Source organism: Streptomyces sp. NPDC050504 (assembly GCF_044458065.1).
GTDB lineage: Bacteria > Actinomycetota > Actinomycetes > Streptomycetales > Streptomycetaceae > Streptomyces.
The window spans coordinates 47,515-63,471 of sequence record NZ_JBITHO010000018.1 but is presented as its reverse complement, the minus strand read 5'-3'; the positions used below and the strand labels follow the sequence as shown (position 1 = coordinate 63,471).

Here is a 15,957-nt window from a genome sequence, read left to right as displayed (position 1 = left end):
TACGGCGATATCCGCATGGCTTTCGCAAGGGGCCGCGGCAGAACAGGGGGAGCTGCCGCTGACTGAAACTGGGCCGGGAAACGCAAACGCCATGGCATGAACGTCCAGGTCCTCACCGATCCGTTCGGACGGCTGCTCTGGGCCTTGTCGGCTCCGCCCGGCTCGACTCGCGACCTGACCGCCGCGCGGCGGCACGGGATCATCGAAGCCCATGCCGGCGCGGACATCACATGCTGCGAGGACAAGGCATACCAAGGCGCTGGCGGACCCGCCCGGGTCCTGTTCCGGGGTCGCCGCCTCAAGCGATGGCAGCCCCAACCGCATCACTGACGTCGTGAAGGAGATCCTCGTCCTCCATCACACGTCAGCGTGAGGTTGGGAGAGCTCACTCTGTGGCGGCAGCAGAGAGGTGACGGCGGACAGCGAGAACCGCGGCGCGCAGGAGGACCTGGCTGTCGCCCTCGACCCGCTCTGCGGGCTCCTCGACGGCGGCGACTTTGCGCGCACCGTGCAGATCGCCGCCGCTATGGTCGGCTGAGAGTCGGCGGCACGGGCAGCGGATCGTCGGCGAGACCGCGGGTGATCTCATGGTTCACCGCCTCAGCCCCCTTTCGGCGAGCCGTCTCACGATTGCTGCCCGGCAGCCGCCTTGGGTGAACTGGGCTCGTACTGCTCCGGCAGGAACCGGGACCTGGTAATCCGCTGAGCCGTGCCGACGGATGACGACGTCTCCGAAGAGGACGGCACCCGACGGACATCGATGATCGCCGCGACCAAATCGAACGGCTCTCTGTACCGACCACCGATAGTTCAATGGAAAGATCGGCCAGAGGCGTACGCGTGCCGTGTGGAGCTGTGCTGTTGCAGGACACTCGGGAAGGTGTTCACTCGCGGTTCCTGTCGGCCTCAAGGCGGTAGCCGATGCCGCGGACGGTGTGGATGGTTCGCCGATCGTAGGGAGCATCGATCTTGCGGCGCAGGGCGCTGATGCAGACCTCGACGACGTTGACGTCGCCGTTGAAGTGGGCGTCCCACACGTGGGTGAGGATCTCGTGCTTGGCCACCACCTCGCCTTGGCGGCGGGCGAGGTACTCCAGGACCGTGAATTCGCGGGTGGTCAGTGCAAGATTGTCCGCGCCCCGGGTGCAGCGTCGCCGGGCCGGGTCGATCTGCAGGTCGTCGATGCGCAGCAGTGCGGGGCGCTCGGGTCGGCCGCGGCGGATCAAGGCCCGTAGCCGGGCGACTAGGGTGATGTAGGAGAAGGGTTTGGTGACGTAGTCATCGGCACCCAGGTCCAGGCCCTCCGCCTCGTCCAGCTCGCCCGACTTGGCGCTCAGCATGAGGATCGGCGTCCATACCCCTGCCTGGCGCAGCCTTGCACACAGGCGGTAGCCGTTGAGTCCGGGCAGCATCACATCCAGCACGATCGCATCGTGCCGGTTCTCCAGAGCCAGGTGCATCCCCTCGTGCCCGTCGTGCGCGACCTCCACCACGAAACCCTCGGCCACCAGCCCCCGGCGCAACAGCTCCGCCAGGCGCAGGTCGTCGTCCACCACCAATATGTGCATGTTTCCATCCTGAGGTGTTTGTCGCCTCACTTTTGTTGGCTGTAGAGGCAGTTGAGGAGCGGGTAAGGGCGGGGGCCGGTCACGAAGAGGCAGACGGCTGTCGGTCTTCCTGCCGCTCCCAGTGCCGCGGGCCGTTCCTGATGAGTGCTTCAGGAACCTTCAGGGGTGCATCAGGGCTGTCCTGCCAGGATGCGCCGCAGAAGCCGGGGATCTTCGGCCGGCCTGAGTGAGGGAGACCACGTCCATGAACGTTTCTTTGAAGACCGCTCTCGTGGCAGGAGCGGCTACGGCGGCTCTTGCCACCACCTGCGTGGCCTTCACGCAGGTGGCGGCGGCATCGTCCACCGCGCCGGTATCGTCCGGTGGCGCCGCGCCCGCAGCGCCCACCACGAAGGCCCCCACGAAGCCGCCGGTTCCCGCGACGACAAGGCCCGTTCCCCGGGGTGTCGCACCAGCTGCGACCTTCCAGGCCAGCTGAGCCTTTCCCCCATCTGCCAGCGGCGGGGGACGTGCCGTTCACCGGGACGGGCATTCACCCGCAGCATCCCTTTGACAGAAGTGCCGCGCGGCAGCAGCTCCGTGAGTGCCCGGTGCGGGCAACTGGCCGGGCGGCTTTCTGCCGCCCGGTCAATCTCCGGTGAACTGTTCGTGGACGCACTGCGTGTACTGCTGGAAGCTGTCGGGCTGGTAGCACTCTTGTGTCCGGTTGGCGTACCAGACGAAGACGATGGCAGCCAGAACGGACACCACCACCGCGATGGCCGACGTCACCACACCTGCGAGGGCCATGGTGCGGTCAGTGCCGGTCCGCCTGGCAGTCGTCAGGAAGGCAAGCCCGAGAATCAGACCGATGCCGCCGAGAAGACCGCCGATGAAAACGATCGATGTGCTCAAGCCGGTGATACCCAGGAGCATGACGGTCCTGCCCAGTCTGCTGCTGCCGCTTGCAGGACGCCTGCCCCGTCCGTGCCTCTGAGAGGCGGGTGGATAAGGGCGTGGACCAGGGTTCCAGGTCGAGCCCGGCGCAGGGCTACGGGTCGAATTTGTGCGAATCGGCGCTGTCTCGGTGTGCGGTGCGTTCATCAGGCTTTCTCCGGTGAGCTGTTCAGGAAACGATCCTGGCCTCCGGCAGCACGGATGCGCATCACGGGAAAGAGGGAAAAGCATCTCCCTCGATCGGGGGAGAACATCGGCGGCTGCCCGGCTGCCCGGCTGCCCGGCTGCCCGGCTGCCCGGCTGCCCGAGGACGCGGTCGGCCCGGAGAACCCGGGTGGGAACAGGCCTCCGGGTAACCGTCGATGAAGAGAGGATCGTCCCCGGCCCCCGTAGGCACTCGCAGAGGAGTGGGCCCTGACCGCGTGCTGGGGAAACCAGCCCGGTAGGGCCCACACAACGCCCAAGGAAGTACAAGGCCAGGTGTATCAGTCGCTCCCGGCCACAGCCTTCCGAACGAGCGGCAGTGCACCCGCCCCCTGCCAGTTAGAACATGGGCTTCTGGAACTTTGCCTCTGGACGTTTCCACGGCCCGGCACTGTCCCCAGACGAAGGCCCCGTCCGGGCATGCCATTGCCCCTGTTCTCCCGGACTCTGAGCACGGGAGAACCGTGGCGCGGGGGCCCGGCCCGGTGGGCCGGGTATGCGGCCGCCGTGGCGGGCTTCCGACGGCCGTCTCCATCCGGACGGTCCGTTTCGCTGTCCGGGCCAGGGCCGGTACGGAAGGGCGATCGGCAAGGCCGGAGCACGTCGGCAGCCCTCCGGCCGGGAGCACGTACCTGGGTCCGGCGGTCAAGGAGGGTGGATGCCGTGTGGCTCGCCCGTCAAGGGCCGCCACCCACACGAGTGGAGGGGGGTTGTGCCTGGTCGGCGGTGCTTTGTAGGTTCCGCGAGTGACCGACACGATGCCCGATTTAAGTGCCAGAGCCACGCTTCTGGTCGTCGACGACCACGAGCCGAACCGTTTCGCTCTGGGCAGCGTGCTGCGACGCGCTGGCTACCGGGTCCTGGAAGCCGCCTCGGGTCCCGAGGCACTGGCCGTCATGCGCAGCGCCGACCCGCTGCCGGATCTGGCGATCGTCGATGTACGACTGCCCGGGACGAGCGGGTTCGAGCTGGCCCGGCAGATGGTCACGGACCCCCGCCTGACGCGCATCCCGGTCGTCCACATCTCCGCCGAAGCCAACTCTCCCGGCGACCGGATCCGCGGAATGGAGGGCGGCGCCAGCGCCTACCTCGCCTCTCCCGTCGCTCCCGAAGAACTTCTCGCCACCGTCGACACGGTCCTGCACGCCAGTCGCTGGGCGCAGGCCGCACGCGATGAACGCCGCTTCGCTTTCGAGCTCCAGCACGCCTTCCTTCCCCGGCCCGAGAAACTCGCCGCCCTGGAGGGCAAGGACATCGACCTCGCCGTCGGCTACCTGCCGGCCATGGACCGTGCGCAGCTAGGCGGGGACTTCTACGCGGCTCTCGCCGTCGAACGCGGGGTGCTGCTGGCGGTGGGCGACGTGGCCGGGCACTCGCTGGCTGCGGCCACGGTCATGGTCGAGCTGCGGCACGTCCTGCGGGCCTACGCCCTTGAGGGGCACGAGCCGCACCGCATCCTGGCGCTGATGGACCGTCTCCTCGCCCGTTTCCACCCCGACCTCACCGCGACTCTCTGCCTGGCTGTCCTGGACCCGCACACCGGCGCCCTGGAGATCGCCAACGCCGGGCATCTCCCGCCGCTGCTCCTCTCTCCCGGCGGCCAGGCCCACTACCTGACCGAACACAGTCCGCTCCTCGGCCTGAACCTCCCCCACGAACCCGCCGCCCCGGCCCGCCTCGAACACGGTCAGGTCCTGTTAATGGTCACCGACGGCCTGATCGAACGCCCCCGCACCGACCTCGCGGACTCACTCGAAGACCTCCGCCGCTACGCCACCAGCATTCCCTGCACTCCCGGTGCCCTTCGCGAAGCACTCCTGAAGCACTACAGCCCCGCCGCCAACGACGACATCGCCCTGCTCGCCGTCCGGAGACGAACGGCCCAAATGGCCCGCATCCCCTGATGCTTGAGCCTCGTGCTCGGAATCGATCGGACCGGCGGGACGGCCGGGAGCAGCCCAACCTCACCCTGCTCCTCCCCCTGGCGGAAACGATGGCGGCGGTGGAGGCCGTGTAGCGGAGTGTCCTGTGCATCGTCCGGGAACGCGTGGAGGGCTCATGCGGCAGCGGTACACGGAGCTCGGGAGTTTCTTTCTGAGGGCCCTGCTCATTGCCCTGACGACAAACCTCGGAGGGCTCGCCGTCAACGTGGTTTCCTCCCAGGAGGGCCGGTGGTGGGGATCCCTGGAACTGATCCATCGTCATCCTTTTCGTGCCGCGATCCTGTTGACGATCATGGCCATGGTGCTCCTGCTCGTCGACTTTCTGAGGGCGCGGCGGGCCGACGTCGATCCCGTCGGGGCGCTGCCCGTACCCGCGTCGCTGCCCGACTGGGTGGTGCGCCGGGGCCTACTCGTGGACCGCGCGGTCCACGCACTCGCTGCGTCCAGGCGGGCCAGGCGGCACGGGCGGCCCACCCGTCCCGGTGGGCGACGGCCTGCCCGCGGTCCCGTGGTGGTGCGCCACGGGACCGGCGGCTGCGGCAAGACGACCCTGGCCGCGATGGTCTGCGCGGACCGGCGGGTGCGACGCCATTTCCGCGGCGGCGTGTACACCATCGTCATGGGCCCGGACCTGCGAGGACGAGCGGCGATCGCCGCACGGGTCAACGAACTCGCCATGCTGACAACCGGCGCCCGGCCGGGCTTCGAGCAGGCCCCGCACGTAATCCCGCATCCGGCGCCGCACCTCCACCCGGCCGAACCGTCCCCCCACCCGCGAGAACAGATCCTTGAGTGGCACTCCAGCGTCCCGCGACGAAGCCGCCCACCATCTCCCGAACCTGCATGGACGCTCCTGCTGTTCACCCCGGCTTGCCCGTTCCCGCCGCTGAGGCGCCACCACCTCGCTCAGCTCGAAATGATGCCGCTGACCAGCAGAAATGGGGAAGTCCCGCTGGAGTGCTAGTCGCCCATGAGCTGCGCGACGATGGGTCCGGCATGGTGGTTGACCTGCCGGGCGATCTCACGGACCGTTGCCTTGGCGTCGTCGGTCAGGCCGCACCCGCTGTTGCACTGGGGCGGGCAGGCCCCTTCCGGCGTCGGCCGGCACGATGGCGGTGCTCGGCGTACCGGCGACCTGCGGAAACGTGATCTCTCCCGGGGCTTTCTCGGAACTTCCACAGTTGAACATTCATGAAAACCGCCGCGATCATTGCACTGTACCCCTATTCGGGGGATGGGCGGGTTTAACCCGCGAGTCGAGTCCTGGCGCTATCTGTTCAATGACATGCATCCCGTGCTGTCATCAGCCATAACAGTAAAATTGTACTGTTATGGCAGTCCTAGAAGCCTTCTTCGGAACCTCAGATTTTGCTCAACTGGGGCCCTCTGGGGGTGCCCTTCAATTAGCCTTCAGTCGATCGGGAAAGCGGTCAGCGATTAGCCTTTGGCGTATCGGCGAAATAGTCGGCTTCCTCGAAAAGATCATCGTCTATCGGAGTGGAGTATTCCATGTTCCTCCGTTCAGTGAAGATCGCATCCGCGCTCGCCCTGGCGATCGGTGCCGTCGGCGCCGGTTCGGTTTCCCAGGCTTCCGCGGCGCCCGTCCCGGCCTCTGCGGAACCCGCGGCGGCAGCCGGGGCGGTCATGTTGAGAAACGTGGCCACAGGGAAGTGTCTGGCTGCGGCCAGTGCGGGCACTGCCTTCGCCCAGGTGCTGGTCCAAGACTGCAACCGCTACAACGGGGCGCAGTGGTGGGCCACCTACCAGGACAAGCTGGTGGAAATAAACAACTCGAACGTCTGCCTGGTCAATCAGAACGGCCAGCCCGGCACCGCGCTCTGCAACAACTCGAGCAGCTCGCGCTGGTGGTACGGGGCGAACCCTTCCACTCTCTGGTCTGTCGTGGGCAGCTATCTCACCACGGGTGGTTACACCGCCTGGCTGGGCCCCAACCAGGGTAATTATAGCCAGTGGACCCGAGTTAGCTGACCGTTGCGTGCCGGGCACCAGAATTCAATTCTGGTGCCCGGCAGCTATTACTGTCGGCTCAAAACGGTAAGGTTTTGTAAAACGATCTCGCTGAAGAATCCTGGTCGGCCGTGACCGGTGTGATGATTCGGCCGTTTGGGGTGGTGTGACTACCCGGCCGTGGGCCGTGGACGATGACCCGCTCTACGTCGCCCACGGCACTCCGCGGAGCGTGGGACATGGCGGACCTTGCGTCCTACGCCCGCGCACTGAGTCCTCGCGAGGCCGCCCGCCTGCTCATCTACCGCCCCCGTTGCAGCACGGAAACGGTGTTCACCGGCATCCAGCGCTTCACCGAGCGGGCCACCGCCATCTTCGGCGGACATCTGCACGCGCACTACCCCGAGCCCGCGACTGCTTCGCGCGGTGTCCTGGGGCGGCACGGGCAAGCGCGTCGCTGCGGCGGTCAGCGATTCCTGTGGTGATGCGCCTACCGCCGAGCAAGCCGTTGCCGCCGCCTGGCCGCACCGGAGGACGGCCGGTGGTGGCTGATTCTCCGGTCGGCTCCCCGACCGTGGTCGTCAGGACCCGGCCGGTGGCGCGAACCCGACCTGAGACACCCGCCCCAGGGCCCCGTTGCGGCAGGACGTACCCTCGCCGATGCGGACAGAGGGCAAGGTGTCGGCCAGGGGAAGGGCGTGGGGGATGTCTTCAGAGCTGCGAGTGACCGCTGCGCCTGCGGGCCGAACCAGGCGTGTGGCAGCCGGTGCCGGGACATGTGTAGTGGGATATCTGGCGTGCTTTGTGGCGGGGTGGGTGTTCATCGCGCTGACGATCCCCCGCGAGGAGCTTCAGTTCTCCCCGCCCGAGCAGTCGTCGTTCTGGGAGACGGCGGGGGAGTGCTTGAGCTTCGGCGGGTTGGCCTTCCTCTTCACGGGCATCCCGTCCTTGGCCGTCGTGCTGCTGGCCGGCATCCTGCGGAGGAAGACGGAGAGCGCCACTTTCCGTGGCGCGATCGCCTTCACGCTGATCTTCCTGATGCTCCCGCTCACCTTGGTGTCCACCGCCTACATGCTGTTCGTCCAGCTGGCGGTCCAGGTGCTCTTCGCCGTTTTCGTCATGCCGGTGCCCCTGGTGAGGGGGAGTCCCGTTGGCCGGTGAGCCGACCGCCCATTCCGTCGCTTGCGTCCGATGCGCTGATGACCCGGTCGCCCGGTCCGTCATCGCCGGCGCCCACACCGAGTCGGCTGCTGTCGCCTCCGCTTCGCCTGCGGTTAGCTGCTGCGCACCGGAGGTAATCGCGCTGACGGTCAGGTGGCCAGCCGCATGCCGAGGGACGCGGCGAGCCACCCGGCCGCTTGTCGGTCCGAGACGGTCGCGTAACCGTCGTGGAGGAGGTGCAGGAGCCGTACCGCCTTCAGGGCTTCGGGCCGGGTGATCAGTGGCTTGCGCGGGTCCTCGGGCACATCGCCGTACACCGGCGCGAAGAGATCGTCCACGACGGTGGAACCGTCCGCGGCGGCGCCAGGCTACGCCCCGGCAGACGAGGCCACCGCTCCTCCTCCCGCTCGGATGGATTCGTCGATCAGGCAGCCGTGAGGCAGGCGCGGGGCCTGCTGGAGGGCGGCGGGACGTTCGTCGGTTCGGTGCTGCCGCGCGTGCCGGGACCTGGACCGTGGCGGCGGCGGACATGCTGACTGCGTCGGGCCCCGGAGCGCGTCCGGTGTGTGCGGGGGCGGGTGCGGCCAGCGGCCCGTCCCGGAGTATTCTGAACGCGTTCAAAGCCGTGGTCGGGGCGGGTAGTTCGACGGGCGGGGCATGGTGCGTAAGACGACCGCAAGACTCAGGTGGGCCCGGCTGGCAGGGCTGTGTGCGGCCGTCGTGGTGACGGCCGACGGCTGCGGGCTGATTCCGCTGCCCAGCGTGGACGACGCATCCCCTGAGGAGCTTTTCGGTACCTGGGCGGGTGGCGGCGGCTCGGTGGTGGCCCTCGAAGCCGACGGCGACGCCGAGGCGCGGCAGTTGCGCGGTGAAGAATGGTCCTACGACGAGGGATGGGCCATGACGGGCACGGGGACCTGGCGCCTCATCGAGGGCGGCGACGGGCAGACCCTCGCGGGGGCACCCGCGGTGGAGGTCTCCGTCTCGAAAGTGACCCGCATGAAGGACTGGCCGGCCGCCGATGCGCTCGGACATGCCCGGTCACCGCTGCGCGGGTACACGTGGCGGTTCGGCATGGACCGTACCGACGAGGGCCTCAAGCCGTACTACCTGGCGGGCGATCCCGACACCGCCTTCCTCTACTACCTGCACCGGATGCAGCCCGGCTAGGCCGATCACACCCTGGTCGACGGCTTCAGCCACCGGTGCCCGTGAAACCACCACACCAGGACCTTGATACCGGCCCTGGCGCGGTACACGGTGCGCGGTGGCATCAGGCAGAACGAGAGAAGGAAGCAATGGCAGTGGTACGCGTCGCAGTCGTGATACTGGTCGTCTGGGGCGGGCTGTTCGCGCTGGCGCCCGCGAAGGCGATGGTGGTGGCACGCGTCGCCGCCGTGGCGCTGGCCGTCTGGGGGATGCTGGTCGTGCTGGTGCTCGCGCCGTCGCTGCTGCCGAAGGCGTGGCAGTACTACCTCTATTCACCGGCCAGCACGGGCCTATGGGTGCTCGCGATGTTCGTCTCGCCCTTCGTAGCCTGCTTCATCAAATGGCAGTGGATCAAAGAGGGCAGCGGACGGGAGTGACCGTGGTGTCCCGCACCGCAACCGCAGGCCACCAGCACTGGAGAACGGCAGCCTCGCTGAAGGACACGAGTGGCGAGCCCCTGCACCAGGGGCGGTTGGACGGGGGCCGTGAAGGAGGCGAGCGGCTCCATCAGGTGTGGGCGCGGGACAGCCAGTGGCCGCCCGCCACCTGGACGCCGCGCCCGTCGCCGAGAGCCACACGCCGTCCGACAGGTACGCAGGACCTGGGGATTCGGTCAGTCGTGGTGGTGCCGCTGACACAGCTGGCGGCGAGTGTCGGCGCGGCTGCGCCGGGTTCTTCCGGTCTCGGCGAGCAAGGTGAGGACGGCAGGTGAGGAACTTGCGTTCCGCGCTGATGTCGGCCATCGCGCGGGCCCAGGCGGTGAACCCCTCGTCGGTCAGAAGTCGTGCCGCATGCCGGTCGAGGTGGCGGACGATGGCCGACTGCGCCATCGTCGTGTCCGGGTCGCGCAGGATTCTGGTCACGAGACCGGCTTCGTCTTCGGCTCGGACGACGGCCAACTCGTGCAGATAGCGGGCGAATCGCTGGTGCCCGTCCTCGGCGAAACAATCGTCTGCGCCGTTGAGGTCCTTCACACGGCGGCTTCCTCAGGGCGCTCGACCAGGCGACCGCGTTCGGCCGTGGCGGGCACTCCGGGGGTTTCTCTGTGTGAAGACCGCCGTGTGCACGGCGGAAACCCCACTTGCCGAACACCAACCGGACCGACGCTTCCGGTGTAGTAGCGGGGCGGCACAGCCAGATGCCGAAGCCTTCGGGGCCGCCGCGGCGCTGTCTCAGAGGTCATCGGGAGCCATGGGAGGCGAATCGAGGAGTTCACCGAACAGGCGCTGGTCGAAGACCCAGGGCCAGGCGTCCGAGTCGTCCTCGATCATGTTGCCGTTGAGATAGACGGTCGGGGTTCCCGGTCCCAGGGGTGCGGGTCCGTCGTCGGCGTCGTACGCCTTCTGGGAGGCGGTGACGAACGACTGGTACTTCATGGTCCTCACGGCCGAGTCGAATGCCGCTCCGCGCAGGCCCGGCACATCGTCCGCCAGCTTCAGCAACGCGGTGGTGGTGAAGCCGCCCGCTGCCTCGATCCGCGTCTGGCGGGCGAACAGCAGGGCGTGGTACTCCGCGAAGTGCCCGGCCTCCAGCGCCGCCCGCAGCGCGTTGACCGCCCGCTTGGATCCGTCGCCGCCCAGGCGCTGGTCCTTGAAGGACGCGAACGTGTAGCGCACGGCGGTCGCACGGTTCAAGGTCCGCGTCCGCAGCGCGGTCGCCCCGGTGGCCTCGAACTCCTCGACGACCGGGCACCGAGGGTCCTCCAGGACCCGCACCGTTGTCTCCGCGGCAGGATCACCGGCCACGATCGTCGTGCCGTCCCCCTCCAGCCGCGCGGGAACCTCGGCCAGACCTGTATAGGCGGCTGACCCCCGTGCCCCGGCGGCGGATTCCTCTTCCGCAGGGGGCTGCTCCGGGGCCGAGCAGCCCGAGACCACCAGTGCGGCAAGCAGTGCGGCAACGGCGGAGTGTCTTCGTGCGTGTGTCATTCTGCGGGTCCCTCCCCAGGGGCCTGTACGGCGAACCCGTCGACCGTAGACGTGTGGTGAGGCCGCGCGCACTGGGTTTTGCGGCGGCCGGGCCAGCCGGTCCGCGCCAGGGAAGGTGGTGCCGGACAGCACAGCGGTGGGTGACTCACCCGCCTGGGCGGCGGGTTACGGCCCGGCTTGGTGCGCACGCTGGAGCTGCCGGGGCTTGCGCGGGGATCCGGGACTGAATCTGCTGCCTGTAAGAATGTCCGGAGGAACCTGGCGGTGCTGAGGTAAACCGTCTCCTCCTGCACCAGCCGCACCGCCGCCCCATGCCGCCGCCTCATTCCGGCATGCGCGTGGCCGTGCCCCGTTCCGTTGGCCGGTTGCGCTGACGCGCTGAGACGTCCCAGTCTGCCTCGCCGTGTTCGACGGCGGCCCCGGGAGGTGTCTCCTTCTACTGCTCGCAGGTATGACGGAACGGCACGTCCGGTACGAAGCGTGACCAGACCTGCGGGATGAGTTCGCCGGAGAGGGCGCACGCGAGGCCGACGGGGTCGGTAACGGCGTCACGCAGGCCGCTGATGTCGAGGACGGTCGTCGTCGTCCAGTCGTAGCCCGCGATGAGGGCGGCTCCGTCCGGGGAGAAGACGACCCGGGTGGGGTAGGTGTCGCCGTCGCGCTGGAGGAAGACCCGTCGCGGACGTTTGATGTCGGTGACGTCCCAGATCACTAGCGTCCGGTCGTAGCTGCCCGAGGCCAGGAGCCGTCCGTCGGGACTGAAGGCGACCGACCGGATCTCGCTCGACTGACCGGTGAGCCGCTGGGCGACGGTCGGCCGTCCGGGGGCGGTGACGTCCCACAGGACGACGTCTCCGGTGCTCTCGCCGCTCGCGACGAGCCCGCCGCCGGGGCCGTATGCCACGGTGGTGAACCGCGGCGGGCCGACGGTCGACGGCGGCGCCGAGGGCTCCGCGTCCAGAGCGGCGCGCCGGATCGGCCTGGCTGGATCGCTGACGTCGTAGAGCGCCGCGGCCTCGAAAAGGCCGCCCACCGCGAGGAGCCGTCCATCGGGGCTGAACTCCGCCGACCGGAAGCGGCGGTCGCCGCGAGCGTCGTCGATGGAACCCAGGAGCGCGGGACGCCGGCGGTCGGACGTGTCCCACAGGTCCACGCGCCCGCCGAGGCCCTCGTTGGTCGAGACGACGACGGCGAGCAGTTTCCCGTCGGGCCGGAACGTGAGGTGCTGGGTGGAGCCCCGGGCGGCCTTCGGGTCTGCGGCGGCGCCGACGCGGCGCGGCCGTACGGGCTCGCCGACGTCCCACAGGGTCAGCGGCGCGTTCCCGGGGACCGTGGCGACCGTACGTCCGTCCCGGCTGAACGCGATGGCGGACGTGCCGCCCGGATCGAGTGTGGCCAGCCTCCTGGGGCCTGCCGGGTCGCTCAGGTCGTAGAGCGCGCTCGGTCTGCCCGCGGCCGCCAGGACGCCGCCGCCGCGCGGGAGGGCGACCGTGCCGGTGTTCAAGGTGGACACGACCGTGGCCTCGGCGGCCGTGCGCACCCGCCATACCGTGGTCACTCCGGAGGTCGCCGCGGTGGCGACGTGGGCGCCGTCCGGGCTGAACGCGACGGCGCGCAGCGGCACGCCTGCGGTCAGGGTGGCCCGCTTGCGCGGGCGGCCGGGGTCGCTCATGTCCCACAGCACGGCCGAGCCGTCGTCACCCGCGGTCGCCAGCAGGGTGCCGTCGGGCGAGAAGTCCATGCCGTCGACGGTGGTGTTGTGTCCCGCCCACCGCGCGGCGACCTTGGGCCGGCGAGGATCGCGCAGGTCCCAGGCGATGAGGTCACCGCCGTACTGTGCCGCCACCACGAGCCGCCCCTTGGGGTGGATCGCCAGACCGTCCAGGTACAGCGGCTTGCGGATCGCGGCCAGGCGCACGGGGTGCCGTGGACGTGTCGGGTCCCAGAGGGTCACGCCGTCCCGGGCGCTCGCGAGGATCCTGCCGTCGGCGCTGTAGGCGAGTTGGTACACGATGTCGAGGTGGCCGGAGGAGACGGACAGGCGCACCGGGCGTGCCGGGTCGCGGACGTCCCACAGGGCCACCGCCTTGCCCTCGCCCACGGCGAGCGTCCTGCCGTCCGGACTGAAGGCGAGGTCCTGGGCGTAGGTCCCGAAGCGGTGCAATAGGCGCGGACGTGCCGGGTCGCGGACGTCCCAGAGACAGGTCGCCTTCAGGTGGGTGAGCTGAGCGACGGTACGTCCGTCCGGGCTGAAGGCGACCGCGTCGACGTACTTCCCGTCCGCGCAACCGGCTGCCGCGGCCAGTCGGCGGGCGGCGCGCGGCCGCGCCACGTCCCACAGGCTGAGCGAGCCGTCCGAGGCACCGGTGGCCAGCAACCGTCCGTTGGGGGCGTACGCGACCGCCGACACCTGCGCGGGGTTCCCGGGCAGGGCGGCCTCGTAGTGGGTGGTGGTGAGGGTGGAGACGAGTCCGGCCCGTGCGGCGGAGTCCGGTCGCAGCCGGAGCCCGGCGATGCCCAGGCGCAGGGCCAGCAGGGGGTTCTCGGCCTGTTGCGCCTGGGCCACGAGGTTGCTGCCGGCCGCCGCCACGGCGTTCTGTTCGGCCCTGCGGTCGCTCTGCCGGACCAGGTGGGCGGCGATGGCCGCGAGGACCACGACCCCGGCGAGGACCGCGGCGGCCGACGCACGCAACGTGGCGGCGCGACGGCGCCGGGACTGGACGATGAACTCCCGCTCGTGGGGGCGTACGGTCTCGCGGTACTGCCGCAGCCACCGCGAGGCGCGCCGCAGCTCGGTGCCCCCCAGCAGGGCGTGTCGGCGGTCGCGCCCGGACTCGGCGGCCCGCCACCGGTAGAGGGCGACGCGCACGGCCTCCTGTCGCACCCGGAAGTCGCGTGTGGCCGCGACCCACTCGCGCAGCCGGGGCCACATCTCGATGAGGACCTGGTGGGCGAGTTCCGCGGTTCCGGGGCCCGAGGGTGTGCCGCCGTTCGAGGTGACGACCAGGCGTGCGGTGGCCAAGTCCTGTGCCGCTTGCCACTGTTCGTCGCTCAGGTCCTCGCGCAGCGCCACCCGGCGGACGTCCTGGGGCGGCCGCCCGCGGGCGTCGCCGTCTGCGGTGTCGTCGGGCCTGACCAACTGGACCAGTACGTCGCCCGGGGCGTACGCCTCCGATTCCAGCCGTCGTACGACGTCGTCGGCCCGTCGCTTCAGGGCTCCCGTGACACCGCCGATCTCCTGGTAGGCCGCGCTGGTGAGCCGCCCCGACCGCTGGTGCTCGTACAGCGCCGAGAGCGTCTCCTGTACGAGAGGCAGCGCCGAGGCGCCGACGCGGGCGTCGTCGACGATCTGTCCGACGAGCTCCGGGTCGATGAGGCAGCGCACCGTCCGCAGCGGTGCGGTGATCATCTCCCGTAGCTCGGTGGGGGTGGGCGGGTTGACCGCCCAGCCGTACGCGTCCCAGGCCGCGCAGATGGTCGGCGTCGCCTCGTGGGCGGCGAGCCGGAAGGTGTCGCGTACGGTGACCAGGACGCGGACCGGCGAAGGGGCGCCGTCGGGTGTGCGGGTCAGCCGGGCGACGTGGGCGTCGAGAGCGCCCGCGGCGGCGGGGTCGGCCGCGAGCACCTCGTCGAGCTGGTCCAGGACCACTGCCAGCCGGTCGGCTCCGAGGGGCCGGAGCAGGGCCGGCAGGGTACCGGTGTCGGGCCCGGCGAGCGCACGGGCGAGTTCCTCGCGCACCTGGGCAGGGGCTGGTTCTCCTGCGATGCGCAGCGCGTCGGCGATCTCGGCGGCGAGCGCGATCCGAGGGTGGAGGCGGACCGCGGCGGTTGCGGCACCGCGCGCGGAGAGCCGGGGCAGCACACCGGCGCGGACGAGGGAGGTCTTGCCGACGCCCGACGGACCGTGCACCACCGTCACCGGGTGCTCGTCGGCGAGTTCCGCCAGCTCCCCGGCCAGGGTGTCACGGCCCGCGAAGACGCGTGCGTCTTCCTGTTCGAACGCTCGCAGGCCACGGTACGGGGACGGTGGCAGGGCCATGTCCCGCAGGGGTGGATGCGCGGCCAGGAGGCTCCGTACCGGAACGGCGTAGGCCCGTCCGGAGCTGTGCCGGGCCACCACCATCCCGACGACGCCGCTGAGGTGGTCCGCCCACACCGGGGCTCCGCTGAATCCCGGCGCGATCTCGTCGGTGACGGCTTCCAGCCAGCTCGCGCCCACCAGTCCGCGCAGCAGTCCGTGGGCCGATGCGCCGTCCTCGAAGTCCGCCGGGTAGCCGAAGGTGCGGAACGTCCGTCCCTGGAGGTCGTCCAGGGGGTGCAGCACGAGTCTGCCGAGCGTCGGCGGTTCGTCGTCGAGGAGCTCAAGGACGCAGATGTCCCCGTGGAGACCGTCGACGGGCTGTACCGCCACGGCGCGCGCCGACAGTCTCTGAAGGTCGCGCCCCGCGTCGTGCTGCGGGAAGTCGACCTCGACCTCCCAGCCCGGCCGGGGCACGAGGGGCCGGCGCGGCCCGCGCCAGGAGCGGCCGCCGCGCGCGTGGGCCAGCACGTGCGCGCAGGTCAGTAGTGTGCGCGGGCCCACCAGAAAGGCGGAACCCACGGGCTCCGAGCCGGAGCCCCAGACGCGCGCGACGGCCTCGGAGAAGTCAGGCGCCGGCATCGCCGCCCGCCTGCTGGTTCTCCCACTCCATCTCGATGACGAAGTGGGCCTCGCCGCCGGTGCGGGTCAGGATGACGTTGGCGTCCGCGGTCAGTTTGACTCCGAACTCCACTCGGATGCGGTCCGGTGTGCGCGGCAGGCCGGACAGCCGGTCGAAGACGTGTCCGGCGATCTCCTGCACGCGTCCGAGGCTGCGCTGCAGACTCTCGCCCGCGGTGTCGACCTGGTCCTGGCCGCGGCCCACGCGATCGGTGCGGCGGTCCACTTCCAGCAGGATCGGCTCTCCGCCATCGACGGGCATCCGCACGATCTCGGGCATGGCGCTTCCTCACGGCTCGGACGGACCGACAGTCAGAAGCTACCACCCGGAGTCGGGTTTT

14 protein-coding genes and 1 pseudogene are annotated in these 15,957 nt (G+C 69.9%); 9 read left to right on the top strand and 6 right to left on the bottom strand.

Going from position 1 to position 15,957, the window contains the following annotated elements; genetic code table 11:
- Positions 1–69: 69 nt before the first annotated feature.
- Positions 70–294 (top strand): annotated as a pseudogene (locus ACIBNE_RS40005) (transposase family protein); the annotation flags it as partial.
- A gap of 115 nt (positions 295–409) precedes the next feature.
- Positions 410–538 carry a hypothetical protein gene (locus ACIBNE_RS40000; protein ID WP_399280809.1) on the top strand — a complete coding sequence of 43 codons (129 nt, stop codon included), beginning with the start codon at positions 410–412 and terminating at the stop codon, positions 536–538.
- Positions 539–884: 346 nt separating this feature from the next.
- Here the strand turns inward: ACIBNE_RS40000 and ACIBNE_RS39995 are convergent, their stop codons facing one another.
- Positions 885–1,568, bottom strand: a complete 684-nt coding sequence (locus ACIBNE_RS39995; RefSeq protein ID WP_399280807.1) for a response regulator — start codon at positions 1,566–1,568, stop codon at positions 885–887.
- A gap of 627 nt (positions 1,569–2,195) precedes the next feature.
- Entirely contained in the window at positions 2,196–2,483 is a 288-nt protein-coding gene (locus ACIBNE_RS39990; RefSeq protein ID WP_399280805.1) for a DUF4190 domain-containing protein, read from the bottom strand.
- A 971-nt stretch (positions 2,484–3,454) separates the two neighbouring features.
- Here ACIBNE_RS39990 and ACIBNE_RS39985 point away from each other — a divergent pair.
- The 5 genes from ACIBNE_RS39985 to ACIBNE_RS39965 all read left to right on the top strand — a co-directional run bounded on the left by ACIBNE_RS39985 (position 3,455) and on the right by ACIBNE_RS39965 (position 7,780).
- Positions 3,455–4,612 carry a PP2C family protein-serine/threonine phosphatase gene (locus ACIBNE_RS39985; protein WP_399280803.1) on the top strand — a complete coding sequence of 386 codons (1,158 nt, stop codon included), beginning with the start codon at positions 3,455–3,457 and terminating at the stop codon, positions 4,610–4,612.
- Between the two features lie 154 nt (positions 4,613–4,766).
- Positions 4,767–5,615 (top strand): hypothetical protein, encoded by an 849-nt coding sequence (locus ACIBNE_RS39980; protein ID WP_399280801.1) that lies wholly within the window; start codon positions 4,767–4,769, stop codon positions 5,613–5,615.
- Positions 5,616–6,160: 545 nt separating this feature from the next.
- Complete coding sequence (locus ACIBNE_RS39975; RefSeq protein ID WP_399280799.1) at positions 6,161–6,640, top strand: ricin-type beta-trefoil lectin domain protein; 480 nt, start codon at positions 6,161–6,163, stop codon at positions 6,638–6,640.
- A 218-nt stretch (positions 6,641–6,858) separates the two neighbouring features.
- A complete protein-coding gene (locus tag ACIBNE_RS39970) occupies positions 6,859–7,104 on the top strand; it encodes a hypothetical protein (protein WP_399280797.1) in 246 nt (81 codons plus the stop codon).
- Positions 7,105–7,435: 331 nt separating this feature from the next.
- Positions 7,436–7,780: a hypothetical protein gene (locus ACIBNE_RS39965; RefSeq protein ID WP_399280795.1), complete on the top strand. Its 345-nt coding sequence runs from the start codon at positions 7,436–7,438 to the stop codon at positions 7,778–7,780.
- Positions 7,781–7,929: 149 nt separating this feature from the next.
- Here ACIBNE_RS39965 and ACIBNE_RS39960 read toward each other — a convergent pair whose 3' ends face one another.
- Positions 7,930–8,118: a hypothetical protein gene (locus tag ACIBNE_RS39960; protein WP_399280793.1), complete on the bottom strand. Its 189-nt coding sequence runs from the start codon at positions 8,116–8,118 to the stop codon at positions 7,930–7,932.
- Positions 8,119–8,437: 319 nt separating this feature from the next.
- On the opposite strand from ACIBNE_RS39960, the gene ACIBNE_RS39955 reads away from it, so the two are divergent.
- Positions 8,438–8,950, top strand: a complete 513-nt coding sequence (locus ACIBNE_RS39955; RefSeq protein ID WP_399280791.1) for a hypothetical protein — start codon at positions 8,438–8,440, stop codon at positions 8,948–8,950.
- Between the two features lie 128 nt (positions 8,951–9,078).
- Positions 9,079–9,366: a hypothetical protein gene (locus tag ACIBNE_RS39950; protein WP_399280789.1), complete on the top strand. Its 288-nt coding sequence runs from the start codon at positions 9,079–9,081 to the stop codon at positions 9,364–9,366.
- Between the two features lie 795 nt (positions 9,367–10,161).
- Here the strand turns inward: ACIBNE_RS39950 and ACIBNE_RS39945 are convergent.
- The 3 genes from ACIBNE_RS39945 to ACIBNE_RS39935 all read right to left on the bottom strand — a co-directional run bounded on the left by ACIBNE_RS39945 (position 10,162) and on the right by ACIBNE_RS39935 (position 15,896).
- Entirely contained in the window at positions 10,162–10,917 is a 756-nt protein-coding gene (locus tag ACIBNE_RS39945; RefSeq protein WP_399280787.1) for a DsbA family protein, read from the bottom strand.
- 436 nt (positions 10,918–11,353) lie between these two features.
- On the bottom strand, positions 11,354–15,577 hold the full coding sequence (locus tag ACIBNE_RS39940; protein ID WP_399280786.1) for a trypsin-like peptidase domain-containing protein: 4,224 nt from the start codon (positions 15,575–15,577) through the stop codon (positions 11,354–11,356).
- Entirely contained in the window at positions 15,564–15,896 is a 333-nt protein-coding gene (locus ACIBNE_RS39935) for a CU044_2847 family protein (RefSeq protein ID WP_399280784.1), read from the bottom strand. The genes ACIBNE_RS39940 and ACIBNE_RS39935 overlap by 14 nt, the downstream gene beginning before the upstream one ends.
- Between the last annotated feature and the right edge of the window lie 61 nt (positions 15,897–15,957).

Bases quoted from the DNA above. Each gene is read 5' to 3' on its own strand.
- ACIBNE_RS39995 (WP_399280807.1), bottom strand. From the start codon at position 1,568: ATGCACATATTGGTGGTGGACGACGACCTGCGCCTGGCGGAGCTGTTG.
- ACIBNE_RS39990 (WP_399280805.1), bottom strand. From the start codon at position 2,483: ATGCTCCTGGGTATCACCGGCTTGAGCACATCGATCGTTTTCATCGGC.
- ACIBNE_RS39980 (WP_399280801.1), top strand. From the start codon at position 4,767: ATGCGGCAGCGGTACACGGAGCTCGGGAGTTTCTTTCTGAGGGCCCTG.
- ACIBNE_RS39975 (WP_399280799.1), top strand. From the start codon at position 6,161: ATGTTCCTCCGTTCAGTGAAGATCGCATCCGCGCTCGCCCTGGCGATC.
- ACIBNE_RS39970 (WP_399280797.1), top strand. From the start codon at position 6,859: ATGGCGGACCTTGCGTCCTACGCCCGCGCACTGAGTCCTCGCGAGGCC.
- ACIBNE_RS39955 (WP_399280791.1), top strand. From the start codon at position 8,438: ATGGTGCGTAAGACGACCGCAAGACTCAGGTGGGCCCGGCTGGCAGGG.
- ACIBNE_RS39950 (WP_399280789.1), top strand. From the start codon at position 9,079: ATGGCAGTGGTACGCGTCGCAGTCGTGATACTGGTCGTCTGGGGCGGG.
- ACIBNE_RS39945 (WP_399280787.1), bottom strand. From the start codon at position 10,917: ATGACACACGCACGAAGACACTCCGCCGTTGCCGCACTGCTTGCCGCA.
- ACIBNE_RS39940 (WP_399280786.1), bottom strand. From the start codon at position 15,577: ATGCCGGCGCCTGACTTCTCCGAGGCCGTCGCGCGCGTCTGGGGCTCC.
- ACIBNE_RS39935 (WP_399280784.1), bottom strand. From the start codon at position 15,896: ATGCCCGAGATCGTGCGGATGCCCGTCGATGGCGGAGAGCCGATCCTG.